The sequence below is a fragment of the Streptomyces sp. NPDC018693 genome (genome assembly GCF_044391385.1).
Classification (GTDB): Bacteria; Actinomycetota; Actinomycetes; order Streptomycetales; family Streptomycetaceae; genus Streptomyces.
In genome coordinates this window covers 404,276-429,048 of the sequence record NZ_JBIRZZ010000004.1, presented here as the reverse complement: position 1 = coordinate 429,048, position 24,773 = coordinate 404,276, and the positions used below count along the sequence as shown (strand labels likewise).

The window sequence follows — 24,773 nt, the reverse complement described above, 5'->3', positions numbered from 1 at the left end:
GGACAGTCGCTTCCTCTCGTGGTCTGCCGCCATTGACGAGCTTACGCCGTAAGTGCTGTACTTACGCCGTAAGTACGTGCTTACGCTGTAAGTGCACACCAGTGGCTGGACCCGATTCGGGAGAAGTGACGATGCGGAACAACAGAGGGACCGCAGCGGCCGGGGGAACCAGAACGATGACGGCCGTCGTGCAGGAACGCTACGGCGCCGAACCGGAAGCCGTGCTGCGCACGGCGCGGGTCGCCCGACCCGGCATCGGGTCGGGCGAGGTACTGGTACGGGTGCGCGCCTCCAGCGTGGACCGGGGCACCTGGCACATGATGGCCGGTCTGCCGTACGCCGTCCGGCCCGTGAGCGGGCTGCGCGGGCCCAAGCTCGCCAACCCCGGCCGCAACCTCGCCGGTGTCGTCGAGGCGGTCGGCACCGACGTGACAGGATTCGCGCGCGGCGACGAGGTCTACGGCACGGCACCCGCCGCGTTCGCCGAATACGCCGCCGCCCGTCCCGACAGGATCGCTCCCAAGCCGACCGGACTCACCTTCGAGGAGGCGGCGGCGCTGCCCGTCAGCGCGCTCACCGCACTCCAGGCGGTGCGCGACCAGGGCAAGGTCCAGGAAGGCCGGCAGGTCCTGATCACAGGAGCAGCCGGCGGCGTGGGCACCTTCGCCGTCCAACTCGCCCACGCCTACGGTGCCCAGGTCACGGCCGTCGCGAGCACTGCCAAGCTCGACGCCGTACGAGCGCTGGGCGCCGACCGCGTGATCGACTACACCCGCGAGGACTTCCTCGCCGGCCCGCGACGCTACGACGCCATCATCGACATCGCCGGCAACCGCGGCCTGCGGGATCTGCGCCGCGCCCTCACACCCCGCGGCAGGCTGATCATCACCGGCGGCGAGACCAACGGCCGCTGGCTCGGCGGCACCGACCGGCAGCTCCGCGCGCAGATGCTGTCACCCTTCATCGGCCAGCACCTGGGCACCTTCATCTCCTCCGAGCACGCCGACGGGCTGCGGGACCTGACCGCCCTCATCGACGCGGGCACACTCAGCCCGGTCATGGACCGTGTCTACCCGCTCGCCGAGACCGCCGCAGCCGTCCGGCACCTCCTCGACGGCCGCGCCACGGGCAAGCTGACACTCACCCTGCCCGCCGGGTGACGTGCTCGGGGTGCGGCCGGCGAGCGGCGGGGTGCGCTCGGGTACGGAGATAACCTCTGCGTGTGTACAAGGAGCGCCCCTCCCGACTCCCCGGCGCGGTGGTCTGGGTCAACGAACCCTCGGTGGCCGACCGGCACCCCGTGCTGCCCGACGGCTGCATGGACCTCCTCTGGCACGAGGGCCGCCTCCGGGTCGCCGGCCCGGACACCCGCGCGTACGTCCCCGACGGCCCGCCCGCGGCATGGTCCGGCATCCGCTTCTTCCCGGGTACCGCCCCCGATTTCCTCGGGGTGCCGGCGCACGAACTGCTCAACCGCCGCGTGGACCTGGCCGACCTCTGGCCGACAGCCGAGGTCCGCCGCCTGAACGCCCGAGTCGCGGCCGCCCCCCACCCGGCGTCCGCCCTGGAATCCCTGGCCCTGGAGCGCGCCGGCCCGCCCGACCCTGCCCTGCGCCACCTGGTCACCGCGCTCGCCGCAGGCCGCCCGGTCGCCCGCATCGCCGACGAACTCGGCTACAGCGCCCGCCACTTGCACCGCCGCTCCCGCACCGCCTTCGGCTACGGTCCCAAGACCCTCACCCGCATTCTCCGCCTCCAACGCGCCCTCACCCTGGCCCACGCAGGCGTCCCCTTGGCCGAGACCGCGACCCGCTCCGGCTACGCCGACCAGGCCCACCTCACGCGTGAGGTGCGGCAGTTGACCGGTCGGACACCGAGGGACCTGCTGCCGCCACGCTGACGCGGGGTGGTCACAGACCCCGGTCACGGCGCCAACGGCGCGAACAGGTCGACCCCGTTTCCGTCCGGGTCCTGCACGACGGCGTACCGCTGCCCCCAGACGGCGTCCCAGGGCTTGAGCTCACCTTCATGACCGGCGCCCACCAGCTCCTCGTACACCCGGTCGACCTCTTCGGGCCCGTCGCACCGCAAGGCGAGCGAGGCCCGTCCGCCCCCGGACGGCGCCCGCCACCCCGGAAGGAAGGACCGCACACTTTCCTCGGTGTCCAGCAACAGCCGTACCCCACCGGGCAGTTCCGCTTCGGCGTGCGGCCCTTCCTCGGCACCCTCGGGAAAGGCGAAACCGAGACGACGGTAGAAGGCGACGGAGGCGGCCATGTCGGAGACGACCAGGCAGACGGCATCGAAACGTGGAGTCATACGGCGACCGTAGGCGGCGGCCGCCCGGCCGGTCTTGAAGGAAACGGACATGCGGCGGCGGGCGGACGGCCGGAGCGGAAAACGCTTCCGTACCTCGGACCAGGCCATGGCACCGTGTCCTCATGAGCACCTCCCGCCAAGACCTCCTGCGCCGGCAGTTCGATCTGACCTGGGCCCTCTTCGAGTACCACCTGGAACGCATGGAGCCGGAGGACTTCCTCTGGGAGCCGGCACCCCACTGCTGGACCCTCCACCCGGACGCCGACGGTGGTGGCTGGGTGCCCGACTGGGCCGACACGGAGCCCGACCCCGTCCCCGTGCCCACCCTGGGCTGGGTGAGCTGGCACCTCGGCTGGTGGCTGAGCGTGGCCGCCGACCATGTGCGGGGCCGTACCCCGCGCGAGCGCGCCGACATCCGCTGGCCGGGTCCGGGCGCCCCGGCCGTCGCCTGGCTGCGTGACCTGCGTGAGGAGTGGACGTCCGCCGTCGCGGACCTCTGCGACGCCGACCTCGACCGCACCGCGCCCTTCCCCTGGCCGGACGACCCCGCCCACACGGTCGCCGACCTGCTCGCCTGGGTGAACGCCGAACTGATGAAGAACGTCGCCGAGATCGGACAGCTCCGCCTCCTGCGGCACGCGACCCTCAGCGCGTCTGGAGTCGCCAAGTAGGGGCTCATCGCGGCAGGTCCGGATGCGGGCGCGGTAGCGCGCGCACGCTCCCCACCGTCGCTCCCCCTGGAACACTTGTACGGCAGGATGGGGCCCATGATCCGTCCCGCACGCGCCCTCCCGGCGCTTCTGCTGATCCCCGCGCTGACCGTCGCCTGCGGCACCGAGAAGTCCGACGACCGGGCCTCGGGCTCGAACTCCGAAGCGCGGACCGCCGATCCCGCCGAACTGAGCGCGCGCGCCACGGCGTTGGGCATAGCCCCCGAGCACGTCTACACCACCGACGCGCCCGGCTACACCCTCGCCCAGCAGTCCGTGGGCGTCTACGGAGGCGACGGCTTCTCCGCCACGTACGTCTCACGCGAGACCGGCGCCCAGCTCCACCTCTCCGTCGACCGCGGCACCCTCACCGCCGAGAACTGCCCCACCTGGCCGGCCGCCGACGCCTCCGCCACCAGGACCCCCTGCACCCGCACCGGCGACACCTGGTCCCGAGGCACCGGCGAAGGGACCGCGTACCTCCTGCCGAAGCAGGGCCACATCATCCGCATCACCGGAGAGGGGGGCACCCCCAGCGACGCCCTGCGCACCGCCGCCGACAACGTCCACCGCCCCACCGCCGAAGAACTCAACACCCTCCTGCCGCCGGCCGCGCAGGGCGGTGAGCCGGTGGAACGGGGTGATCTTCCGCCGGTGGGGGACGGGGCGCCCGACAATGATGTGAACGTGGGTGGTTGATCCGGCCTCTCGGGTACGTCGACTACGACCGGGCGGCAGGGCGGGGCAGCAAGCGCGGGGAGAGCGCCTGGAGCAGGGCCAGGCTGCTCAGCGCGAACATCACCACGCCCAGCGGGACATGGAGCGAGGGTATGTGGGCGACGCCGAGCGCGACCTGCGCGGAGGCGAGGAGGAGGAATCCGGTGGCGTAGAGGACGGGGCGGGGCGATCCGCCGCCCGGGCGCCACGCCAGGACCGCGGCGAGCAGGTACAGCATGGCGGCGGCGTACATCACCCTCGAACCGATGTCGTGCAGCAGATACCCACGGGACGACGTCAGGAGCACTCCGGCGGTGGCCGCCTGGAAGAAGAGGGTCAGGGTCTGCGCGGCGAGCCCGACCTTGAGGAACGTGAGGGTGCGCTGTGTGCCCGTCGTCCGTCTGTCCATGATGTGCTCTCCTCCGCCGTCCCCAAGGTGTCTCCGGCCTCAAGACACCGGGCCGACGGCGGCTGTGACAGCGCGTGACGCGGATCACCCTGCGGACGCCCTGGAGCAGCTGGCGGAACGGACCCGTCCGGGCCGAAATTTTCGCCCTGAGCTGGGCATGGGGGACGGGGCGGGCGCGGTCGTAGGGTCGGTCGTATGACCGCACCACTGCTCGTGTACACCCGTACCACCGCCTACCGACACGACTCCATCCCCGCCGGCGTCGCCGCCCTGCGCACGCTGGGGGAGTACGACGTCCACCACACCGAGGACCCGGCCGCGCTGGAAGCCCCCCTGGGCGGATACGCGGCCGTGGTCTTCCTCTCCACCAGCGGAGAGGTACTCACCCCGGCCGGGCGGGAGCGGCTCGCGGGGTATGTGGAGGCGGGCGGCGCCTTCGTCGGGGTGCACGCGGCGGCCTGCACGGAGTACGACTGGCCCTACTACGGCGACCTGCTCGGCGCCCGCTTCGACCGGCACCCCGAGTACCAGCCGGGCAAGGCGCTGGTCGAGGACCACGACCACCCCGCCACCCGTCACCTGCCCACCGCCTGGGCCTTCACCGACGAGTGGTACGACTTCCGCAGCAACCCGCGCCAGGCGGTCCGGGTCCTCCTCGCCGCCGACGAGACGTCGTACGAGGGTGGCGGCATGGGCAAGGACCACCCGCTCGCCTGGTGCAGGACCCAGGGCGCGGGCCGCGTCTTCTACACCGCCCTCGGTCACGCCTCGGAGGCGTACGAGGACCCCGACTTCCTCGCCCACTTGCGGGGCGGGATCGATTGGGCGACGGGCAGGGCCTGAGCCGGCGGACAGCCGGCCGCGGCGGCGTGTGCCACCGGCGGCGGTGTCAGCCCCGCTCCGCGCGGGACAGCGCTTCGGTGATCACGCGGGTGGCGACGTCGTGGTCGTCGGTGAGCCGGTTGATGCGCTCCGCGCGCAGGAAGGCAGTGGCCTCCAGGGCGTTCATCTCCGCTTCGGTCCAGTCTCCGCACTGTCGGCGCCACAGGCCGGGGCTCAGACCCGTGCCTGCCGCGATGACCAGGCCGGCCATGGTGGGGATGGCCTCGGGGCGGATGCTCTCTCCTGATGCCTGCCCAACTGACCGCATACGACCCGCACGGCCGGATTTCGTCACCGCACGCTCAGGCAGGGGTGCCGTGAGGAGGGGGCGGCGCCGTGCTGGACCGTTCCACCAGGCGTGTCGACAGTTCCGTCCGGGTGCCCTCCGGGTGCTCCCCGTCCATCATCCGTAGCAGCAGCCGCAGGGCCGTGGCCGCCATCTCGGACAGCGGCTGCCGTACGGTCGTCAGGGGCGGGGTCGCCCAGCGGGACTCGGGCAGGTCGTCGAAGCCGACCACACTGACGTCGTGGGGGACGCGCAGACCACGCTCGGCGAGGGCCTGGTACACCCCGAGGGCCATCCGGTCGGAGCAGACGAAGACGGCCGTGGGCGGTTCGGGCAGGTCGAGCAGTTCGCGCATGCGCAGGCGGGCGACGCCCTCGTCGAAGGCGCCGTAGCGGATGTGGTCGGGGCGGTGGGCCAGGCCCGCCGCGGCCAGCGCGGAGCGGTAGCCGGCGATCCGGGCGCCGCTGCACATCCGGCGTCGCAGGCCGGCGATCACGGCGATCCGCTCGTGGCCGAGCGCGATCAGGTGCTCGGTCGCGGTGACCCCGCCCTGCCAGTTGGCCGCGCCCACGGAGACCACGCCGGCCGGGGGTTCCACCGCGGGGTCGATCATCACGTAGGGGATGCGGTGCTGCTCCAGCCAGGCGTACTGGGACTCCGACAGCTCCGCCAGGTTGAACAGCACCCCGGCCGAGCCGCGGGTGGTGATTTTGTCGAGCCAGCCGCGTCGCGGCCGGTCGGCCTTGGCGCGGGCGAGGCCCGCCGAGACCACCACGTCCAGGCCCGCGTCGTGCGCCGCCTCCTCCACGCCCTGGAGCACCGCGCCCGACCAGGAGGTGTCCAGTGAGTGGACGACGAGGTCCACCAGGCGGGGCGGCTTCGACGCGTCGAAGCGTGGCCGGCGGACGTAACCGAGCCGGTCCAGCGCCTCCGTGACCCGGCGTCGGGTCTCCGGGGCCACGTCCTCGCGGCCGTTGACCACCTTGGACGCGGTCGGTACGGACACCCCGGCCTCGCGGGCGACGACCGCCAGGGTCGGTCCGGCCGTCGCGCTCGTACTCCCCGTGCGGCCCATCGGGAAACCACCTCTCCGGCCCGCCCGAGGGCCAGCGAAAGCTCGACCAGCGCTGTTTCCGCCGCCGGGCGTGCCCGACCGGTCGGCAGAAAGCGCTTGCTATCCTAAGTGTGCGTCAGCGTGGCGGGAAGACGCCGGGAATCGCAGGATCTTGAGCGCCTGAGCTTTCGAAACCTCGAACAGGCGGAGCCGGCCTCAGACGGGCGTGCACACCAGCCGGAAGTCCCGGAAGTCCGCCGAGAAGGAAGCGTCGACGAGATCCCGGGCATGGATACCCGCCATCGCCCCGGTGAAGCGCAACCGGTCACCGTGGTCGTCGGAGAGCCGGCTGAAGTCCAACGGCGGCCCGACCGGGGTGCGCGCGCCGTCGCGGACGTACCAGAAACGTGCCTCGGCCCCGTCGACCGTCACCCCGAGCGTGAGCGGCACGCTCGCGTCGACCTCGACCACGGCCGCCTGGCGCGGCCCCTGTTCGTCGCGCTCGATCAGGCTCAGTACGGTCCGCCCGCCGCTCCCCTGCCACTGCTGTCCGCGCTGCCGCTCGCCCTCCGGCTCCGCCCATGTCAGATCCAGACTCAGATACGCCTCGGCGTCGTAGCGCAGGATCAGTCCGGCCGCCTGGGTGAAGGTGAACGGGCGGGCGTCGACGGTGACTTGGATGACCGCCCAGTGTTCCGTGATGCGCTGGGCCAGAAGGCTCTGCGCCCACCGGGACTCGGGTCCCTGGCGGCCGCGCAGCCGGATCCAGCCGGGGCGGGCCTCGGTGTCGGACCAGGAGGGGGCGGGCGGCTCACGCAGGGTGCTCCAGGGCCAGCCCAACGGGGTCTGCGTCTGCGGCTGTCGGGGCTTCGGGCGGGGACGCGCTGGTACCCCGTCCGTTGCCTCGGTGGGTACCTCCACCTCGACCTCCGGATGCCAGCCGCCCTGCCGCAGTCGCGGCCGGCCGTCCGCGTCCCAGGTCACCGCCTGGATCGCGGTCTCCCGGCCGAGCGTGCAGCGCGGGCCGTCGGGCGTGTGCAGGGGGCGGGCGGTCAGGTGGGAGAGGAACCACTCGCCGTCCGGGGTCTGGACCAACTCCGCGTGCCCCGCCTTCTGCAGCGGCAGCTCCGGGTTGTCCCGGGAGGTGAGCAGCGGACGGTCGTCGAGGTCGTACGGCCCGGTCAGGTCGCGGCTGCGCGCGGTCAGCACGCCGTGCTCGAAACCGGTGCCGCCCTCGGCGAGGACGAGGTGGTACCAGCCGTCCCGCCTCAGCAACTTCGGCCCCTCGATGAGCCGTTGATGCTGCAGGAGCAGACGGGTGTCGCCGATCGGCTCGAGCGAGTCGCGGTCCAGCTCGGTCAGGACGATGCCGGAGAAGCGGTTGCCGCCCGGGCGGTGGTCGTTCTGGAGGTTGAGCAGCCACAACCGGCCGCCCTCGTGGTAGAGGGCGGGGTCGAAGCCGTGGCTCGCGATCCGGCGCGGGGCGGTCCACGGGCCGGCCGCGTCGGGCGCCGTACAGACGTAGGTGTCCAGGTCGAAGTACGGCGTGCCGACGGACCGTACGATCGCGTAGACCACCCAGAAGCGTTCGCCGTCCCAGCTCAGCGACGGCGCCCAGACGCCGCCCGAGTCGGGGACGCCGACCAGCGAGCCGCCGGGGGCGGCGGTGTCGACGTGGCCCGCGTACTCCCAGTGGGCGAGGTCGTGTGAGCGGTGGATCGGGATCGTGGGGAACCACTCGAAGGTGCTGGTCGCCATGTAGTACCAGTCGTCCACACGGACCAGGGACGGGTCGGGGGCGAAGCCGCGGATGACCGGGTTGTGGGCGACGGTTGTCTGTGGGCGGTCGGCTGTCGGTCCGGTGTCGGCGGTTGTCTGTGTACGGTCGGCTGTCGGTCCGGTGCCGGCCGTCGTCTGTATGCGGTCGGCCGTCGGTCCGGTGCCGGCGGTATGCAGTCGGCTGTCCCTGGTACTCACTTCAGCGCCCCCAGCGTGACGCCGGTGCGCCAGTAGCGGCGCATCGCGACCATCATGATCGCCATCGGGATGATGGAGAGCAGGGCACCGGTGAGCACCAGGCTGGTCACGTCGACGCCGGACTCCATCTTCTTGCCGGTCCAGTTGTACAGACCCAGGTTGAGGGTCCAGTTCTCCTGGCCGCGCAGCACCGTCAGCGGGAGGAAGAAGGCGTTCCAGGTGTTGACGAAAGCGAGCAGGAAGACCGTGGCGCCGCCCGTCGTCATCATCCGGAGCACGATGCTGAAGAAGATCCGCAGTTCGCCGGCGCCGTCGAGACGGGCCGCCTCCAGGAGTTCGTACGGGATGGTGGATTCTGTGTACACCTTCGCGAGGTACACGCTGAACGGGTTGATCAGACAGGGGATCAGCATCGCCCAGGGCGTGTCGACCAGCCCGATCTCCGAGAAGAGCAGGTACAGCGGCAGCGTCAGCAGGGCCAGCGGGATCAGGAACGAACCCACCACGCACGCGAACACCACCCCGCGCCCGGGGAAGTCGAAGCGCGCCAGTCCGTACCCGGTGGCCAGGGCGACGAGCGTGCCGCCGAGCGAGCCGACCCCCGCGTAGAGGAAGGAGTTGGCGGTCCAGCGCAGGAAGATGCCGCCGTCGTAGGTGAAAACCTGCTCCACGTTCTCCCACAGGTGCCAGCCGGAGAACCACATGCCGTTCGTCTGGTACAGCGCGACCCGGTCCTTGGTGGCGGCGACGATCAGCCACCACACCGGGAACAGGCTGTAGACACTGGCCAGGACCAGCCCGAGCAGCAAGAAGCGCTGTCCGCCGCGTGAGCCGCCGGCCGGGTCCGGTCGGGTGCGTCGGCGGACGGCCGGCGGCGCGGGCTTCCCGGTTCGGTTCTCGGACTGGTTCTCGGTGAGCGTCATCAGTCGACCTCCCTCGAAGTGAGTCGGTAGAAGAGGAAGGAGGCGACGCCGAGGATGAGGGCGAGCAGCACCGACAGGGCCGCGGCGTAGTGGTAGTTGTTGGCGCTGAACGCCTGGTTGTAGATGATCATGATCGGGGTGAAGCTGTCGGTCACCGTCTGCGGGGTGACGTTCCGGAACAGCGCGGGCTCGTTGAAGATCTGCAGCATCTGGATGATGGACAGCAGACCGGTCAGCACCAGCGCCCCGCGGACATGCGGGATCTTGATGCTCAGCGCGATCCGCAGCTCGGTCGCGCCGTCCAGCCGCGCCGCCTCGAACAGCTCACGGGGCACACCCTGCAGGGCCGCGTAGATGATCACCATGTTGTAGCCGATGCCGTGCCAGGTGAGCAGATTGCCGATGGACGGCCAGACCATCGACGGCGCGAAGAAGTCCCAGTCGAACCCGAAGAACTCGCCGATCGGTGTCAGCGGCCCCACCAGCGGGCTGTACACATTGACCCAGATGATGGCGGCGACCACACCGGGGATCATGTACGGCACCAGCAGCAGGATCCGGAACCGGCCGGCCGCCCGTGCGGTGACCGCGTCCAGGAGCAGGGCGAGCACCAGGCTGATGCCGAGCATCAGCGGGATCTGCACACAGGCGAAGAGGAACACCCGCAGGATGGACCCCATGAACGCCGAGTCGGTCAGACCGCGCTGGTAGTTGTCCAGGCCGACGAACTCCTCCGTCGCCCCGCCCAGGCCGAGACCGGACTGCTGCACCAGGAACAGCGACTGGTAGACGGCGTAGCCGATCGGCAGCAGGTAGAGGAACACGAAGCCAAGCTGGAAGGGCACCGTGAACGCGGCACCCTTCCAGCGCTGGGAGCGAATCATCGAGTCTGCCTCAGCCCTTGACGCTGATGCCGCGGGACTTCAGGTCGTCGACCGTCCACTTCTGCATGTGGGCCAGCAGGTCGGTGACCTTCATCTCCTTGCTGACGACCTTGCCCCAGCCGCTCTGCAGCTCCGTGAACATCGCGGTCCAGTTCGGGCCGAAGACCCAGTCGTCGGTGACGGTGTTCATGCTGTCCGCCACGACCTTCTTGGCGGGCTCGTAGTTCTTGCCGAGCAGCTTCTCGGAGATCGCCTGGTCGATGTAGGCGCTGGAGTCGGTGAGCGCGGGCATCACGCCGCTGCCGGTCTCCGGGCTGGCCATGGTCTGGACCGCGGTGGGGTCGGTGGACATCCACAGCGCGGTCTCGGCGGCCTGCTTCTGGTGCTTGCACCCCTTGGACACCAGCGTCAGGTTGCCGCTCTGGTTCGTCCCGGCCGGGGTCTTGGGGGCCTCGCCCTTGAACGTCGGCCACGGGGAGAGCGCCCACTGGCCGAAGGACTTGGTGAAGTTGTTCACCATGCCGGACATCTGCCAGGTGGAGATCTGCCGGGTGGCGGTGCCGCCGTTGTCGTAGTTGCGCTGCACGGCCGCGTAGTCGGCGAAGGACAGGGTGGAGTTCAGGTCGTTGTCGATGATCTCCTGGATCACCTTGGCGGCCTTGAGGGTGCCCTCGTCCTGGAAGTCCACCTTCCAGGCGTCGCCGTCGATCGAGTACCAGTGGGCACCGGCCTGCATGGCCAGCACCTCCAGGGTGCTCGGGTCCTCACCGGCGTAGTTGGTGATCTTGACGCCGTGCTTCTTCAGCTCCTTGCCCGCGGCGATGAAGTCGTCCCAGGTCGCGGGCGGCTGCAGACCGTACTTCGAGAAGACGTCGGTGCGGTAGATGGTGAAGGCCGGCGCCGAGGCGGTGGGCACGCCGTAGACCTTGCCCTGGACGGTGCCGGCGGACCAGGAGCCGGCATTGAACTTGTCCTTGCTGCCCTCGACGTACTCGGTGATGTCGGCGAGCGCGTCCTGCGACACCCAGCTGGTCACGTACTCGGCGGTGTTCTGCAGCAGACAGGGCGCGTTGCCCGCCTTGACCGCGTTGGCCAGGTTCTTCTGCATGGTCAGCTGGTCGGTGACCTTCGTGTACTTGAGCTGGACGTCCTTGTGCGTGTCGTTGAACGCCTTGACGACGGCCTCCTGGCCGTTGGCCCAGCCCCAGAAGTCGAGGGTTACCGGACCGGCGGACTTGGACCCGGAGTCGGCGTCGGAGTCGGAGGAGTCCGACCCGCCGCAGGCGGAGAGCAGACCCGTCAGTGCGATTCCCGCCACGGCGGCGGACGCGAATCTTCTCCGGGGGTTGGTGAAGTTCATCTGACCGTGTTCCTTCGAAATCAGGCGTTCTCAGAACGAGAGGACGGCGGCTCGGTGCTGGCCAGAAAACGGCGGCCGGGGAGTCGGCTCGCGGTTGCGGGGGATCGGCCAAGGCGGAAGCGGTAGAAACCGGTTGCTGAGACGGTAGGACGACCGGCCTGTTCAGGCAAGAGGTCGACGGAAAATTTGTGACGACGGTTTGTCCGCGGCGTGACCGGCGGAGGGCGCCGCCACGTGCCCTACGACGAGGACGTAACCGCAGGTCAGAGGGCGGAGCGGCGTGACCGACGAGTGCGCCCGGAACCTCTCGGGGAGGGGGCGGTGAGGGCGGTCAAGTAGCCGGAAAACGGTTTCGTAACGAGATCATGCGCACCGGCTCGAAGAGCGCTGGAGACCGCATCACCGGCACCACCCGGACCGCTACCCGCGTCGCTTGGCAGGCGGCCGGACGGAGTCGCGTACGACGACATGGGTGCCCAGCACCAGATGCTCACCGTCGCCGCCCCTGCGGCGCGCCGCACCGGCCTCACGCCGATCGGCCACCGCACGCAGCGCGACCCGGCCCATCTCCTCGTACGGGACGTGCACGGTGGTCAGTTGGGGGGTGAGCTGAGAGGCCAGGGGGATGTCGTCGTAGCCGACGATCGACACGTCCTCGGGCACCCTCAGGCCCGCCGCGCGCAACGCCTGCAGGGCGCCCGCCGCGACGACATCGGTCCCGGCGAGCACCGCAGTGAAGGTCGCCCCCTCACGCAGCGCCGCCTCGACGGCCCGGTAACCGTGCTCGTCGTCGTACGGACCGTGCCGCACCACGGCCCTCTCGAACGGCACCCCGTACGTCTCGAACGCCCGACGGGCACCCGTCAACCGGCCCTGGGCGGTGGTGAGCTCGGCCGGTCCCGGCAGCACCAGGATCTCGCGGTGCCCGGCCGACAGCAGATGGCTGGCCATGGCGTAGGCGCCGGACTCGTTGTCGTAGTCGACCGTGGTGGCCGGTACGTCACCCTCCAGGGGCGGCCTGCCGACCAGCACCAGATGGGAGCCGACCGAGTCCAGGGAACGGGCGAAGCGGGCCATGCGCAGCTGGTACTCGTCGTAGTCGTAGGCGCCGCCGAGCAGCACCACCGCGGCGACGCCCTGCTGGCGCATCAGATTGACCAGCGCCAGCTCGCGTTCCGGGTCGTCGCCGGTCGTGCCCACCAGCGACAGCCAGCCACGCAGTGTGGCCGCGCCCTCGACACCACGGGCCACATGGGCGAACGCCGCCCCGGTGATGTTGTTGATGAGGATCGCGACCGTCGGTGTGCCGCCGCCGGCCAGGGAGCGGGCGTGCGCGTTGGTGACGTAGTCCAGGTCGCGCACCACCTTCATCACCCGGCGGCGCAGCTCCTCGGAGACCGGGTAGTTGCCGGAGAGCACCCGCGAGACGCTGGCGACGGAGACGCCGGCGCGCTCCGCGACGTCACGGATGGTCGCCCGTCCGACGGTGTCACCGGCCGCCTTGCGCTCACTCACCGTGGAGGCTCCTTCGCCGTCGCGGCCCGATCCGGACGAACCGGTTCCGGGCTCTCACCAGTGCGGAAACCGTATCCCATGAGTCCTCCAGGTGGGATGGCCTGTGGGCGGTGCACGACGTGCTGTGGGCGGTGGCGTGGGCTGTGGACGAGCGGCGGTGGACTGTATGCAACCTGCGGTGGGCTGTATGCGGCGCGCGGCGGACCGAGTACGGCACACGTCGGACTGTGTACGGCCGACAGCTTCCTGCACGCGGGCGCGTCACCGTCACGCCACCCGGGCCAGGTCCGCGTGGCGCACCTCATGGGCCAGCGGCGCGCCCGTCGCCAGGTGTTCCGCCTCCTCCACGACGATTCGACCAAGGCGCTCCAGCTCGTTGCCGAGCGAGCCCGCGATGTGGGGCGTGAGGAAGACGTTGGGGAGCGTGTAGAGCGGGGAGTCGGCGGGCAGCGGCTCGGGCTCGGTGACGTCCAGGACCGCGTGCAGCCGGCCGGAGACCAGCTCGGCGGTGAGCGCCTCCGGATCGATCAGGGCGCCGCGCGAGGTGTTGATCAGGACACCGCCGTCGCGGATGAGGGCCAGCCGCTCGCCGTCGAGCATGCGGTACGTCTCGGGGATGTCGGGGGCGTGCAGGCTGACGATGTCGCTCCGCGTGAGGAGGTCCTCCAGCGACACCAGTTCGGCACCGAGTGCGACGGCCTCGACGGGGGCGACGTAGGGGTCGTGCAGCAGCACCGTGAAGTCGAAGGGGCGCAGCAGTTCGAGCAGCCGTCGGCCCACCCGGGAGGCGCCGATGACGCCGACGCGGCGGCCGACGTTGCCCGTGAGGGCGGTCTCGGCGGTGGTCGGGTAGGCGTGGGTGACGCGGAAGCGTTCGCGGTGGGTGAAGGTGTCCTTCCCGGCGAGCAGGATCATGGCGAGGGTGTACTCCGCGACCGGCAGCGCGTTGCCGGTCACCGCGCTGGAGACGGCGACGCCGTGCTTCCACAGCGCCTCGCCGACGAGGGAGCGGACCGAGCCCGCGGCGTGCAGCACGGTGCGCAGCCGGGGCGCGGCGGTCAGGACGTCGGCGTCCAGGTGGGGGCAGCCCCAGCCGGTGATCAGCACCTCGGCCTCGGCCAGCGCCTCCTTCGCGGCGGGGTCGGTGAAGTCCCGTACGACGAACTCGGGGTCGATGGCGGTCGTCTGCCGCAGCCGGGCCATCAGCGGCGGGGGGAAGAGCTGGGGGAGGTGCACCGGATCCATCGCGAACACGGCCCTCGGTGGCTGGGGGCTGGGCATGACTCTCCTGACACACGGGGTGAGGGTGGAAACAGTTTCAGAAAGCGCCTTCTACCGTAGATCTGCGGGGAAGGGCCGGTCAATCGGTTGGGCGTTCTGTTGGTGGGGCGAACTTGCGTGCCGGGTTTCTGCCTTGATGGGGGGTGGGGGCGAAATCGGTTACCGGGGTTTCTGGCGTGATCGAGGAGCGGGTTGGCCTGTGGTCGACGGTGGGTGGTGGGCGGTCGACAGGTGGTGGTCGTCCGTGTGCTGTGGGCGGTCGACGGTCAGCGGTCGTCCGCGCACGGTGCCGATGTCCGTACCGTGCACCCACTCGACGCCCGCGCGGTGCAGGCCCGCCCGCCGCTGTGTGTAGTACATCCACCACTCGCCGGTCGTGCGGTGGCGGATCACGGTCGGGTCGGTGGCGCCGCCGTGCGGCGGATCGCGGAAGGCGAGTGACATCTCGAGCTCCTCGTAAGGGGCCGTTCAAGCCACCCCGACAGAGGCGGAGCTGGCGGGTGCGGTGCGGCAACTCTGCGGAAACCGGTTGCTGTGATCACCGGGAGCGTAGGCGCTCGTGCACCCCCCGCCCAGGGGCATCGCAGTTTTCGAAAGTTCGTCGTGCCTCTTGACGTGCGGTGCTTACGGGATGAAGCTCCCAGCACCGCCTGTAGAAACCGGTTGCTGAAAATGCGCACGTAACGCATCCGTCATCCCTGTGGCCTACGTGCGCCCGTCACCTCAGTGAAGAGAGTGGGTAGTTCATGCACACCCAGGCCGGTGCTCACCCGAGCCGCCGCCGGTTCCTCGCCCTGTCGGCGGGCGGCGCCGCGGCCGGCGCGGCGGCGCTGAGCGGTTGCGCCCTGCAGGTCGCCGGTGCCGCGTCCGGCGGTGGCGAGAGCGTCACGATGATGGTCAAGCTCGACGACGTCTCCCCGGAGCTGATCCAGCAGGCCCAGAAGGAACTCGGCATCAGGATCACCGTGGTGCAGGACGACATCACCCGGCTGATCGCGATGCTCACCAACGGCAACCCGCCGGACCTGGTTCGCGGTATCGGCGCCCTGGACACGCCGTACTTGGTCGCCCGCGGCGTGGCCGAGAACCTGGACCCGTACTTCGCCAAGTCCACCGTCCTCAGGCCCGAGGACCTGGAGCCGGCCAACGACCTGTGGCGGTTCGACGGGAAGACCCAGGGCAAGGGCCCTCGCTACGGCATGGTGAAGGACTTCTCCCAGGACTCCATGTACTGGTACAACACCTCGCACTTCGACAAGGCGGGCGTGGACCACCCCTCCGAGACCGAGCCGATCACCTACGAGGAGTGGCTGGAGAACGCCAAGCGGCTGGTCCAGCGCAAGAACGGCCAGACCACCGTCTACGGCGGCAGCTACAACGGCGTGAACATCGTCATCCTCCTGACGAACCTGATCGCCGCCGCCGGCGGAAGCCTCTTCTCCGCGGACTTCAGCCGGGTCGACTTCACGACCCCCGAGGCCCGCAGGGCCCTGACCTGGTACCTCGACTACGCCAAGGCCAAGGTCGGGCCGAGCCTCATCCAGCCCAACCCCGATGCCTGGGACGGCCCCACCTACATGGCGAACCGGATGGCCATGTCGGGCAGCGGCTACTGGCTGGGCGGCATGATCAACGCGGAGCCGAAGATCGCGGAGGTGTCCCGCCTCGCCCCCGCCCCCGTCTTCGAGGGCGGCCCGCGGCTCAGCTCCTGCCAGGCCGGCACGGGCATGTGGATGCCGAAGAAGGCGCGGAACAAGGACGCCGCCTGGCGGGTCTTCGAGTGGTTCTTCGGCGAGGGGCCGGCCAAGGCCCGGGCGGGGGGCGGCTGGGGAATCCCGCCCCTGAAGTCGCTGCGTCCGCTGATGCCGCAGAAGGAGGACTACCAACAACGCGTCCTCAGGGTGCAGGAGGCCGAGTTGAAGCACTTCTCGGTGACCCCGTTCACCCCCTACGTCAAGTGGGACGCGCTCGAAGCCCTCCTCAACCAGGCCATGCCGGCCGCGATGAAGGGCCGGATCTCCGTCGACGCCCTCGCGGGACGCCTCAACTCGTCGGTCAATGAGCAGCTGAAGCGCGGTAAGGAGCAGGTGGGATGACAGTCGGTCAGATCCCGGAAGTCGTGGAGCGGCCCCGATCCGCCGCTCCCACCGGTGCCGCCCGCTCCGGCGACCTGCCCCGGACCTCCATGACGGCCCGCCGGCAACGGGCGTTCTATCTGTTCACCTCGCCCTGGATCGTCGGCTTCCTGCTGCTGACCGTCGGGCCGATGGCGTACGCGCTGTGGCTGAGCTTCACCACGTTCGACGGCATCTCCCCCAACTGGAGCTTCGTCGGGTTCGACAACTACCGTGAGCTGCTGTCCGACCCGGTGACATGGGACTCGCTGAGCCGTGCGGGCGTGTTCGCCCTCACCTCGGTACCGCTGTCGATCATCGCGGGGCTCGCGTTGGCGGTCCTGGTCAACCGCCCGCTCAAGGCGCGCGGCCTGTGGCGCACCCTGCTCTATCTGCCGGCCGTGGTACCGCCGGTGGGCGCGGGCCTCATCTTCAAGCAGCTCTTCAACCGCGACTCGGGTGCCACCAACGGCGTGCTGAACATCTTCGGCATCGACGCCGTCGCCTGGCTGGACGACCCGTACGCCCGCTATGTGATCCTCATGGCGGTGCTGTGGGGCGCCGGCAACGTCATGATCATCTCCCTGGCCGGGCTCCAGGACGTGCCCCGCGAGCTCCATGAGGCGGCCCGGATCGACGGTGCGAGCGCCTGGCGGACCTTCCGCAGCATCACCGTGCCGCTGCTCTCGCCGGTCCTGCTCTTCCAGGCAGTGACCGGGATGATCGCCTCGGTGCAGACGATCCTGCCGCTGCTGATCGCACCCAACCCCACCCCCGCCGGCGTCACCGCGATCCCGCAGACCAACTACATGTACATGATGCATGTGTTCGCCGAGTACTTCGCGCTCGGCCGCTACGGCTACGCCTCCGCGCTCCTGTGGGTGCTCTTCGTCCTGATCCTCATCGTGACCGGCCTGATCTTCAAGTTCACGTCCGGTGTGGTGTTCTACAACGTCGACCCGGAGGCGAAGAAGTGACCGCCACGACCGCGTCCCCCAAGTCCCCCGACTCCGGAGCCCGGGTGCGGGTGCGCACCTCCCGCCTCGTCCTCTACACCGTCCTGGTCACCGTCACCGGCCTGATGCTCGGCCCCTTCGGCTGGCTCGTCATCACGGGCCTGAAGACCACCCCGGAACTCGCCGCGTCCCCGGTGCACTGGCTGCCCGACACGGCCCAGTGGCACAACTTCGCCGACGCCTTCACCCAGATCGACTTCCTCGGCCACGCCCGCAACTCCCTCATCATCTCTCTGCTCTACGCCACCCTCGTCACCCTCAGCTCCGCCTGGGTCGGCTTCGGCTTCGCCCGGCTCAACGCCCCTGGCAAGAAAGCTCTGTTCGGGGTGTTGCTCGGCTCCATGATGCTGCCGCAGATGATCACGCTCTTCCCGACGTACCTCATCTTCGCCAAGCTCGGCATGGTCGACACCTACTGGCCCTGGGTGCTGTGGGGTCTGGCGGGCGCGCCCTATCTGGTCTTCCTCTTCCGGCAGTTCTTCGCCGGGATGCCCCGGGAGCTGGAGGAGGCCGCGATCGTCGACGGCTGCGGCTACACCGGGATCTTCTGGCGGATCTTCCTGCCGCAGTCCTGGCCGGTCCTCGCCGCGAGCTTCGTGATCGCCTTCACCTGGAGCTGGGGCGACTTCATCGCCCCGATGCTGCTGCTGTCCAGCGACCGCACCACGCTCTCCGTCGCCATCATGACCTCCTACGTCACCCCGGGCGGCCTGCCCGTGAACAACCTGCTCGCCGCCGGTTCCGTGATGTACGTCGTCCCGATCCTGCTGATCTTCCTCGTCGCCCAGCGCGGTTTCGTCGCCGGGATGTCCACCACCGGTCTCAAGTGACCATTAGTCAAATCCCCTTCCCGCTAAGGAATTTCTCCATGAACGACACCCAGAGCACCGGCATGTCCCGGCGCACCGTCATCCAGGCCGCGGGTGCCGCCGCTGCCGCCTACACCCTGATCGGCACGGCCGCCGGGACGGCCTCGGCCGCCGACGACAGACCGGAGGCCGCCGACCGGCTGGTCATCCACCCCGTGCCGGGCGCCCTGCCCATCAACACCACCTACCTCGTCAAGGCCCGTACCCCCGGCGGCCAGTGGAAGCCGGTGCCGGTGCTGCGCGCCACCACCAAGACCATCAACGAGGCGACCGGCGGCGGCGTCGTCCGCCCCACCTCGGTCGCCAACCTCGACTTCACCGGCAGCGTGGAGGTGCAGGTCACCTGGTCCAAGGGCACCATCCCCTCCGCCCGGATCCGCCCGCTGTCGTACGACATCCAGCACGAGGTCAGCGGCGACACCCTCACCTTCAGCCTCTCCGAGCCGCGCAACCTCTCCATCGAGATCGACGGCGACATCTACGACAACCTCCAACTGCACGCCAACCCCATCGAGAAGACCCGTCCCGAGGCGGACGACCCCGACGTCATCTACTTCGGCCCGGGCCTGCACAAGCCCTCGGGCGGTGTGGTGCAGGTGCCCAGCGGCAAGACGGTGTACCTGGCCGGCGGAGCGGTGCTCAACGCCCGGGTGGAGTTCGTCAACGTGGAGAACTCCCGGCTGCTCGGCCGGGGCATCATCTGGAACTCCGACGCCGCCACCCTGGTCAAGTTCTCCAAGAACATCGAGATCGACGGCATCCTCGTCCTCAACCCGAAGACCGGCTACTCCTGCACCATCGGCCAGTCCCAGCAGGTCACCGTCCGCAACCTGCACTCCTACAGCTCCGGCCAGTGGGGCGACGGCATCGACGTGTTCAGCAGCGAGGACGTCCTCATCGAGGGCGTGTGGATGCGCAACAGCGACGACTGCATCGCGATCTACGCCCACCGCTGGGACTACTACGGCGACTGTCGCAACGTCACCGTTCGTGACTCCACCCTGTGGGCCGACGTCGCCCACCCGGTCAACATGGGCACCCACGGCAACCCGGAGAGCCCCGAGACCATCGAGAACATCGTCTTCAGCAACATCGACGTCCTTCAGCACCGTGAGCCGCAGGTCCTCTACCAGGGCTGCTTCGCCCTCAACCCCGGCGACAGCAACCTGATCCGGGGCGTGCGCATCCAGGACGTCCGGGTCGAGGACTTCACCTGGGGCCAGCTGTTCAACATGCGCGTCATGGCCAACCGCTACAACGCCTCGCCCGGCCGCGGCATCGAGGACATCTACGTCCGCAACCTCACCTACAACGGCAAGAACGAGATTATGCCGATCATGGTGGGCTACGACGCGGACCGCGCCGTCAAGAACGTCACCTTCCAGAACCTGGCGATCAACGGCACCGTCGTCCACCAGAGGATGCGCAAGCCGGGCTGGTACCTGATGACCGACATGGTGCCGATGTTCGCCAACGAGCATGTGCAGAACCTCCGTTTCCTGGACTCCGCCACCGAGGCCGGCGCCGAGGCCCCCGAGATCACCAGCGCCGGCGAGGCCACCGCCACCGCCCGCCAGATCTTCAACCACCTCGTCACCGCCACCCAGTTGCCCACCTCGTACGACGCCGAGGGCCTGCCCGCCGGCCTCACCGTCGACAAGGCGACGGGTCTGATCTCCGGAACCCCGCAGGTGCCGGGCACCTACCAGGTCACCGTCTCGGCCACCAACGGCCTGGGCACCGCGACCAAGTCCCTCTCGATCACCGTGCGCCACCCGTAAGCCAGGAGTCACCTCAGATGCACGCCCTCAGCCGACGGACCTTCCTCGGCGCGGCGGGACTCGCGGGCGTGGCCGGGAGCGGACTGCTGTCCGCCCTCGCCGCCACGCCCGCGTGGGCCCAGAGCGCCGACAGCGCTCCCGCCTTCGCCCACCCCGGCCTCCTCCACTCCCGCGCCGACCTGGACCGTATGAAGTCCGGCGTGGCGGACGGCCGCGACCCCATCGCCGCCGGATTCGCCGCCCTGGCCCGCGATGCCCGCTCCCAGCACACCTACGCCATCCGCAACACCGGCCAGATCACCACCTGGGGCCGCGGCCCCACCAACTGGACCAGCCAGGCCGCCACCGACGCGGCCGCCGCCTACCACAACGCCCTCATGTGGGCGATCACCGGCGACGTACGCCACGCCGACAAGGCCCGCGACATCCTCGACGTCTGGGCCGCCTCGCTGACCGGGATCACCGGCGCCGACGGCCAACTCGGCGCCGGAATCCAGGGATTCAAACTGGTCAACGCCGCCGAGATCCTCCGGCACACCGGCTACGACGGCTGGTCCGAGGAGTCGGTCCGCCGCTGCGAGCGCTCCTTCACCGACGTCTGGTACCCGGCCCTGTCCGGCTACTGCCTCTACGCCAACGGCAACTGGGACCTCGCCGCCCTGCGCACCATCCTCGCCATCGCCGTCTTCTGCGACAACCGTGTGATGTTCGAGGACGCGCTGCGCTTCGCGGCCGCCGGGTCCGGAAACGGCTCGGTCCTGCACCGCATCGTCACCGCCGCCGGGCAGGGCCAGGAGTCCGGCCGCGACCAGGCCCACGAGCAGCTCGCCCTCGGCCTGCTCGCGGACGCCGCCGAGGTCGCCTGGCAGCAGGGCGTGGACCTGTACGGCTTCGCCGACGACCGGATCCTCGCCAACTTCGAGTACTTCGCCCGCTACAACCTGGGTGACGACTCCGTACCGTTCACCGCCGACCTCGACCGCACCGGCAAGTACATAAAGTCGTCCGTATCCGATCGACAGCGTGGTGTGTACCGCCCGCTGTGGGAGATGACCTACGCCCACTACGCGGGCCGCCTCGGCAAGCCCGCCCCCTACACCGAGAAGGTCGTCTTCCGGGGCACGGACGGAGCACGCGTCGTGGAGGGCTACCAGGAGGACCACCCGGGCTTCGGCACCCTCACCTACGCCGGTACGGCCCCCGCCGCGCCCGCCGCGCCGACGGCCCCCGCCGGCATCACCTCCGTCGGCGACGACCGGTCCGTCACCGTGTCCTGGCTGCCGTCCGCCTGGGCGACCGCATACACCATCCACCGTGCCACCAACCCCGACGGCGAGTACGAGCGCATCGCGTCCGGCGTCGAGGCCCCGAGGTACACCGACCACGACGTCCGCCCCGGCCGCACCTACCACTACACGGTCACCGCCACCAACTCGAGCGGCACCAGCGGGAGTTCTCCCTGGACGGCCGCGACCGCCGGCCTCCCCGAGCCCTGGTCGACCCAGGACCTCGGCGACGTGAGGATCCCCGGCTCCGCCGCCTTCGACGGCGAGCGCTTCCTGCTGGAGGCGAGCGGCACCGCGCACACCTACCGGCTGGCGCACCTGCCGCTGTACGGCGACGGCGTCGTCACCGCGCGCATCGTGTGGCCGCTCAGCTCCCAGTACTCCAAGATCGGCGTCACCGTCCGCGACTCCCTCGACCCGGACGCCGCGCACGCCGCCATGCTGATCCAGGGGCTGCCGCTGCACACCTGGAGCGGAGTGTGGAGCGTCCGCCCGTCCTCCGGGGCCGCCGTCACCGGCACCGGCAGCACCCCCGTACCGCCCGCCCAGCAGCAGGCGATCACCAGCAGCGCGTCGTTCCCGATCTCCGACCTCGGCGAGCTGCCCGAATCGGCGACGCCCCTCCAGGCCCCGTACGTCGAGGGCGCGGGCGACGGCTACCGGCTGCGGGCGCCCTACTGGGTGCGGGTGGAACGCAAGGGCCGGCGCTGCACCGGCTCCATCTCCCCGGACGGCATCCGCTGGACCGAAGTCGGCTCCAGCGACGTCGAGTTGGGCCGCGCGACCTACGCGGGCCTGGTCCTCACCTCCTGCCTCGGCGTCGACGAGGACTACGCCGAGACCGGCACCGGTGCCTTCGACAACGTCAGCGTGCGCTCCTCCACCGGCCAGGTCTGGTGCACCCCGCGTCCCGCGCGCACCGCCACCGGCCTGCGGGCCGTCACCGGCTCCGACGCCGTCGAGCTCAGCTGGGCCGACCCGGACCTCTCCGGCACCTACACCGTGCTGCGGGCCACCGACCCGGCCGGCCCGTATGTGACGCTCGCCGGCGGTATCGCCCCGGTCGGCTTCGGCACCCGGCTGCGGTACACGGACCCCACCGGCACACCCGGCACGACGTACCACTACAGCGTCGTGAAGACCAACACCGGTGGACGTGGCCCCCGTTCGGCGCCCGTCCACGCGGTGATGCCGACCCCCGCGAAGCCGGAGTTCACCTCCTCCGACACCGCGTTCGCGGGCCGTGGCGTCGAGTTCGCCCATCTCCTCACCGCCTCCCACCACCCCACCCGGTTCACCACCCGCGGCCTGCCCGACGGGCTGCGCCTGGACCCACGCACCGGCCTGATATCCGGAACCCCCAACAAGACAGGGGACTTCACCGTCACTACCACCGCCGCCAACGCGGCGGGCAGCACCACCTCCACCCTCACCCTCACCGTCGGCACCCCGCCGCCCGCCCCCTGGTCGTACGGCGACCTCGGCGACGTCGTGCTCGACGAACGCACGCTCGGCACCTACGGCGTCGCCTACGTCGCCACCCCCGGCAGCACCGCCTACGAGGACGGGACCTTCGTGGTGCGCGGCGCCGGCACCGACCTGACCGTCAACAACCAGGGCATGACCGGTCAGTTCGTCCGACGCCCGGTGACCGGCGACTGCCAGGTCACCGCCCGGCTGGTCTCCCGCACCGGGGCCACGGCCGACCGGGTGGGCCTGCTGATGGCCAAGTCGCTCTCCCCGTTCGACCAGGCCGCCGGGACGATCGTCAGCGGCGGCAGCACCGCCCAGCTCATGCTCCGGAACAAGGTCGCCGGACGGTCGGCCTTCACCGGCAACGGCACGGTCAAACTCCCCTCACTGCTGCGGCTGAAGCGCACCGGGACCGCCTTCACCGCATCCGTCTCCACCGATGACGGCGCCACCTGGACCACCCTCGCCTCCGGCGAGATCCCGGACTTCGGTGACGCCCCCTACTACGTGGGCCTCGTGGTCTGCTCCCGCAACCCCCTGGCCCGCTGCACCTCCGAATTCGACGAGGTGAGCATCACTCCCCACTAGATCCCCACAGGGATTGGAGATGCATCAGCAATGAGCCGCACATCCCCCCACCGGCATTTCCATACACCAGAGTTGAGCCGCCGCGGTCTGCTGAGGAGCGCGGGCGGGCTCACCGCCGCCGTCGCCCTGGGCGCCGCTTCCGCCGCCACCCCGGCGGGCGCGGCCCCCGCGACCTTCACCCACCCCGGCATGCTGCACAACTGGGGTGACATCAACCGTGCCAGGGTCAGGGTCGCCGCGGGCGACGACCCCTGGCTGTCCGGCTGGAACCGGCTGACGGCCAACTCCCACTCCCAGTCCACCTGGACGCACCGTGCCACGGACACGATCATCCGCGGTGGCGACGGCCAGAACTACCCCCAGCTCTACAACGACATCGCCGCCGCCTACCAGAACGCCCTGCGCTGGCACATCGCCGGCACCGAGCCCAACGCCAGGTGCGCGGCCACCATCCTCAACGCCTGGTCGAGGACACTGAGGACGGTCACCGGCAACGCGGACCGGTTCCTCGCGGCCGGCATCTACGGCTGGCAGTTCGCCAACGCCTGCGAACTCATGCGCGACTACAGCGGATTCGACCTCGCCGCGGCCCAGGAGATGATGGTCCGGGTCTTCTACCCCCTCAACAACCAGTTCCTCACCGGCCACAACGACGCCTGCATCACCAACTACTGGGCCAACTGGGACCTGTGCAACATGGCCTCGATCATGGCCATCGGGATCCTCAACGACGACGGCGCCAAGTACGACCAGGCCGTCACCTACTTCAAGTCCGGCGCGGGCAACGGCTCGATCCGCAACGCGGTGCCGTTCCTGTATTCGAACGTCGACGGCTACGACCTCGGCCAGTGGCAGGAGTCCGGCCGCGACCAGGGCCACACCGTCATGGGCATGGGCCAGATGGGCGCGCTCTGCGAGATGGCCTGGAACCAGGGCGACGATCTGTACTCGTACGACAACAGGCGGTTCATGAAGGCCGCCCAGTACGTCGCCAAGTACAACCTGGGCAACTCCGTGCCGTTCACCACCTACGGGTGGGGCACCGGGCAGAACTGCGCCTACCGCGAGCACACGGTGATCTCCGACGTCGCGCGCGGCCAGGCCCGCCCGGTCTGGGCGATGCTCCACTACCACTACAACCGGCGCCTCTACCTCGACGACCGCCACATCGCCCAGATGTGCTTCTCGCTCGCCCCCGAGGGCGGAGGGGGTGACTACGGCTCCACCAGCGGAGGCTTCGACCAGCTGGGCTTCGGCACCCTGATGTACGCCAAGTAGCCCCCTGTACGCCGAATGGCCCTCCCGCCGCGCATCCGCGCCGGAATACCC

The 24,773-nt window shown here is 70.1% G+C and carries 21 protein-coding genes and 1 pseudogene; 11 read left to right on the top strand and 11 right to left on the bottom strand.

What is annotated here, in order from left to right; genetic code table 11:
• Positions 1–176 precede the first annotated feature (176 nt).
• Positions 177–1,160 carry an NAD(P)-dependent alcohol dehydrogenase gene (locus ACH5AC_RS13870; protein WP_398861966.1) on the top strand — a complete coding sequence of 328 codons (984 nt, stop codon included), beginning with the start codon at positions 177–179 and terminating at the stop codon, positions 1,158–1,160.
• Positions 1,161–1,222: 62 nt separating this feature from the next.
• Positions 1,223–1,900, top strand: a complete 678-nt coding sequence (locus tag ACH5AC_RS13865; RefSeq protein WP_398861965.1) for a helix-turn-helix domain-containing protein — start codon at positions 1,223–1,225, stop codon at positions 1,898–1,900.
• Between the two features lie 23 nt (positions 1,901–1,923).
• On the opposite strand, the gene ACH5AC_RS13860 is transcribed toward ACH5AC_RS13865, so the two are convergent.
• Positions 1,924–2,319, bottom strand: a complete 396-nt coding sequence (locus ACH5AC_RS13860; protein ID WP_398861964.1) for a VOC family protein — start codon at positions 2,317–2,319, stop codon at positions 1,924–1,926.
• Between the two features lie 122 nt (positions 2,320–2,441).
• On the opposite strand from ACH5AC_RS13860, the gene ACH5AC_RS13855 reads away from it, so the two are divergent.
• Complete coding sequence (locus ACH5AC_RS13855) at positions 2,442–2,990, top strand: DinB family protein (protein WP_398861963.1); 549 nt, start codon at positions 2,442–2,444, stop codon at positions 2,988–2,990.
• Positions 2,991–3,086: 96 nt separating this feature from the next.
• Positions 3,087–3,728, top strand: a complete 642-nt coding sequence (locus ACH5AC_RS13850) for a hypothetical protein (protein ID WP_398861962.1) — start codon at positions 3,087–3,089, stop codon at positions 3,726–3,728.
• A gap of 22 nt (positions 3,729–3,750) precedes the next feature.
• On the opposite strand, the gene ACH5AC_RS13845 is transcribed toward ACH5AC_RS13850, so the two are convergent.
• Complete coding sequence (locus tag ACH5AC_RS13845) at positions 3,751–4,155, bottom strand: hypothetical protein (protein ID WP_398861961.1); 405 nt, start codon at positions 4,153–4,155, stop codon at positions 3,751–3,753.
• A gap of 195 nt (positions 4,156–4,350) precedes the next feature.
• Here ACH5AC_RS13845 and ACH5AC_RS13840 point away from each other — a divergent pair, with 195 nt between their 5' ends.
• Positions 4,351–4,998, top strand: coding sequence for a ThuA domain-containing protein (locus ACH5AC_RS13840; RefSeq protein ID WP_398861960.1), 648 nt, complete (start codon positions 4,351–4,353; stop codon positions 4,996–4,998).
• 46 nt (positions 4,999–5,044) lie between these two features.
• Here the strand turns inward: ACH5AC_RS13840 and ACH5AC_RS13835 are convergent.
• The 9 genes and pseudogenes from ACH5AC_RS13835 to ACH5AC_RS13795 all read right to left on the bottom strand — a co-directional run.
• Positions 5,045–5,275: pseudogene (locus ACH5AC_RS13835) on the bottom strand (hypothetical protein); the annotation flags it as partial.
• Between the two features lie 64 nt (positions 5,276–5,339).
• On the bottom strand, positions 5,340–6,398 hold the full coding sequence (locus ACH5AC_RS13830; protein WP_398861959.1) for a LacI family DNA-binding transcriptional regulator: 1,059 nt from the start codon (positions 6,396–6,398) through the stop codon (positions 5,340–5,342).
• Between the two features lie 195 nt (positions 6,399–6,593).
• Positions 6,594–8,189 carry a family 43 glycosylhydrolase gene (locus ACH5AC_RS13825; RefSeq protein ID WP_398862216.1) on the bottom strand — a complete coding sequence of 532 codons (1,596 nt, stop codon included), beginning with the start codon at positions 8,187–8,189 and terminating at the stop codon, positions 6,594–6,596.
• Between the two features lie 161 nt (positions 8,190–8,350).
• Positions 8,351–9,277 carry a carbohydrate ABC transporter permease gene (locus ACH5AC_RS13820; protein WP_398861958.1) on the bottom strand — a complete coding sequence of 309 codons (927 nt, stop codon included), beginning with the start codon at positions 9,275–9,277 and terminating at the stop codon, positions 8,351–8,353.
• A complete protein-coding gene (locus ACH5AC_RS13815) occupies positions 9,277–10,161 on the bottom strand; it encodes a carbohydrate ABC transporter permease (protein WP_398861957.1) in 885 nt (294 codons plus the stop codon). The genes ACH5AC_RS13820 and ACH5AC_RS13815 overlap by 1 nt, the downstream gene beginning before the upstream one ends.
• A gap of 10 nt (positions 10,162–10,171) precedes the next feature.
• Positions 10,172–11,521: an ABC transporter substrate-binding protein gene (locus tag ACH5AC_RS13810; RefSeq protein ID WP_398861956.1), complete on the bottom strand. Its 1,350-nt coding sequence runs from the start codon at positions 11,519–11,521 to the stop codon at positions 10,172–10,174.
• A gap of 420 nt (positions 11,522–11,941) precedes the next feature.
• The gene (locus tag ACH5AC_RS13805; RefSeq protein ID WP_398861955.1) at positions 11,942–13,036 is read right to left on the bottom strand and encodes a LacI family DNA-binding transcriptional regulator; all 1,095 of its coding nucleotides are present in this window, start codon (positions 13,034–13,036) and stop codon (positions 11,942–11,944) included.
• 267 nt (positions 13,037–13,303) lie between these two features.
• Positions 13,304–14,317, bottom strand: a complete 1,014-nt coding sequence (locus tag ACH5AC_RS13800; RefSeq protein WP_398861954.1) for a hydroxyacid dehydrogenase — start codon at positions 14,315–14,317, stop codon at positions 13,304–13,306.
• A 159-nt stretch (positions 14,318–14,476) separates the two neighbouring features.
• Positions 14,477–14,761 (bottom strand): hypothetical protein, encoded by a 285-nt coding sequence (locus tag ACH5AC_RS13795; RefSeq protein ID WP_398861953.1) that lies wholly within the window; start codon positions 14,759–14,761, stop codon positions 14,477–14,479.
• Between the two features lie 302 nt (positions 14,762–15,063).
• Between ACH5AC_RS13795 and ACH5AC_RS13790 the strand changes: the two genes are divergently transcribed.
• From ACH5AC_RS13790 to ACH5AC_RS13765, 6 genes are read left to right on the top strand one after another with little or no spacing between them, the layout of a single operon-like run.
• Positions 15,064–16,413 carry an extracellular solute-binding protein gene (locus tag ACH5AC_RS13790; protein ID WP_398861952.1) on the top strand — a complete coding sequence of 450 codons (1,350 nt, stop codon included), beginning with the start codon at positions 15,064–15,066 and terminating at the stop codon, positions 16,411–16,413.
• Positions 16,410–17,408, top strand: coding sequence for a carbohydrate ABC transporter permease (locus tag ACH5AC_RS13785; protein ID WP_398861951.1), 999 nt, complete (start codon positions 16,410–16,412; stop codon positions 17,406–17,408). The genes ACH5AC_RS13790 and ACH5AC_RS13785 overlap by 4 nt, the downstream gene beginning before the upstream one ends.
• Entirely contained in the window at positions 17,405–18,277 is an 873-nt protein-coding gene (locus ACH5AC_RS13780) for a carbohydrate ABC transporter permease (RefSeq protein WP_398861950.1), read from the top strand. Before ACH5AC_RS13785 ends, ACH5AC_RS13780 begins: the two co-directional genes overlap by 4 nt.
• Positions 18,278–18,315: 38 nt before the next feature.
• The gene (locus ACH5AC_RS13775; RefSeq protein WP_398861949.1) at positions 18,316–20,097 is read left to right on the top strand and encodes a putative Ig domain-containing protein; all 1,782 of its coding nucleotides are present in this window, start codon (positions 18,316–18,318) and stop codon (positions 20,095–20,097) included.
• Between the two features lie 17 nt (positions 20,098–20,114).
• Positions 20,115–23,444 (top strand): alginate lyase family protein, encoded by a 3,330-nt coding sequence (locus ACH5AC_RS13770; RefSeq protein ID WP_398861948.1) that lies wholly within the window; start codon positions 20,115–20,117, stop codon positions 23,442–23,444.
• Between the two features lie 30 nt (positions 23,445–23,474).
• Positions 23,475–24,722 carry an alginate lyase family protein gene (locus ACH5AC_RS13765; protein ID WP_398861947.1) on the top strand — a complete coding sequence of 416 codons (1,248 nt, stop codon included), beginning with the start codon at positions 23,475–23,477 and terminating at the stop codon, positions 24,720–24,722.
• Positions 24,723–24,773 lie beyond the last annotated feature (51 nt).

Excerpts from the sequence above, each read along its gene's own strand:
- ACH5AC_RS13870 (WP_398861966.1), top strand. The coding sequence starts at position 177 with ATGACGGCCGTCGTGCAGGAACGCTACGGCGCCGAACCGGAAGCCGTG.
- ACH5AC_RS13860 (WP_398861964.1), bottom strand. The coding sequence starts at position 2,319 with ATGACTCCACGTTTCGATGCCGTCTGCCTGGTCGTCTCCGACATGGCC.
- ACH5AC_RS13855 (WP_398861963.1), top strand. The coding sequence starts at position 2,442 with ATGAGCACCTCCCGCCAAGACCTCCTGCGCCGGCAGTTCGATCTGACC.
- ACH5AC_RS13850 (WP_398861962.1), top strand. The coding sequence starts at position 3,087 with ATGATCCGTCCCGCACGCGCCCTCCCGGCGCTTCTGCTGATCCCCGCG.
- ACH5AC_RS13845 (WP_398861961.1), bottom strand. The coding sequence starts at position 4,155 with ATGGACAGACGGACGACGGGCACACAGCGCACCCTCACGTTCCTCAAG.
- ACH5AC_RS13840 (WP_398861960.1), top strand. The coding sequence starts at position 4,351 with ATGACCGCACCACTGCTCGTGTACACCCGTACCACCGCCTACCGACAC.
- ACH5AC_RS13830 (WP_398861959.1), bottom strand. The coding sequence starts at position 6,398 with ATGGGCCGCACGGGGAGTACGAGCGCGACGGCCGGACCGACCCTGGCG.
- ACH5AC_RS13820 (WP_398861958.1), bottom strand. The coding sequence starts at position 9,277 with ATGACGCTCACCGAGAACCAGTCCGAGAACCGAACCGGGAAGCCCGCG.
- ACH5AC_RS13815 (WP_398861957.1), bottom strand. The coding sequence starts at position 10,161 with ATGATTCGCTCCCAGCGCTGGAAGGGTGCCGCGTTCACGGTGCCCTTC.
- ACH5AC_RS13810 (WP_398861956.1), bottom strand. The coding sequence starts at position 11,521 with ATGAACTTCACCAACCCCCGGAGAAGATTCGCGTCCGCCGCCGTGGCG.
- ACH5AC_RS13800 (WP_398861954.1), bottom strand. The coding sequence starts at position 14,317 with ATGCCCAGCCCCCAGCCACCGAGGGCCGTGTTCGCGATGGATCCGGTG.
- ACH5AC_RS13795 (WP_398861953.1), bottom strand. The coding sequence starts at position 14,761 with ATGTCACTCGCCTTCCGCGATCCGCCGCACGGCGGCGCCACCGACCCG.
- ACH5AC_RS13790 (WP_398861952.1), top strand. The coding sequence starts at position 15,064 with ATGCACACCCAGGCCGGTGCTCACCCGAGCCGCCGCCGGTTCCTCGCC.
- ACH5AC_RS13785 (WP_398861951.1), top strand. The coding sequence starts at position 16,410 with ATGACAGTCGGTCAGATCCCGGAAGTCGTGGAGCGGCCCCGATCCGCC.
- ACH5AC_RS13775 (WP_398861949.1), top strand. The coding sequence starts at position 18,316 with ATGAACGACACCCAGAGCACCGGCATGTCCCGGCGCACCGTCATCCAG.
- ACH5AC_RS13770 (WP_398861948.1), top strand. The coding sequence starts at position 20,115 with ATGCACGCCCTCAGCCGACGGACCTTCCTCGGCGCGGCGGGACTCGCG.
- ACH5AC_RS13765 (WP_398861947.1), top strand. The coding sequence starts at position 23,475 with ATGAGCCGCACATCCCCCCACCGGCATTTCCATACACCAGAGTTGAGC.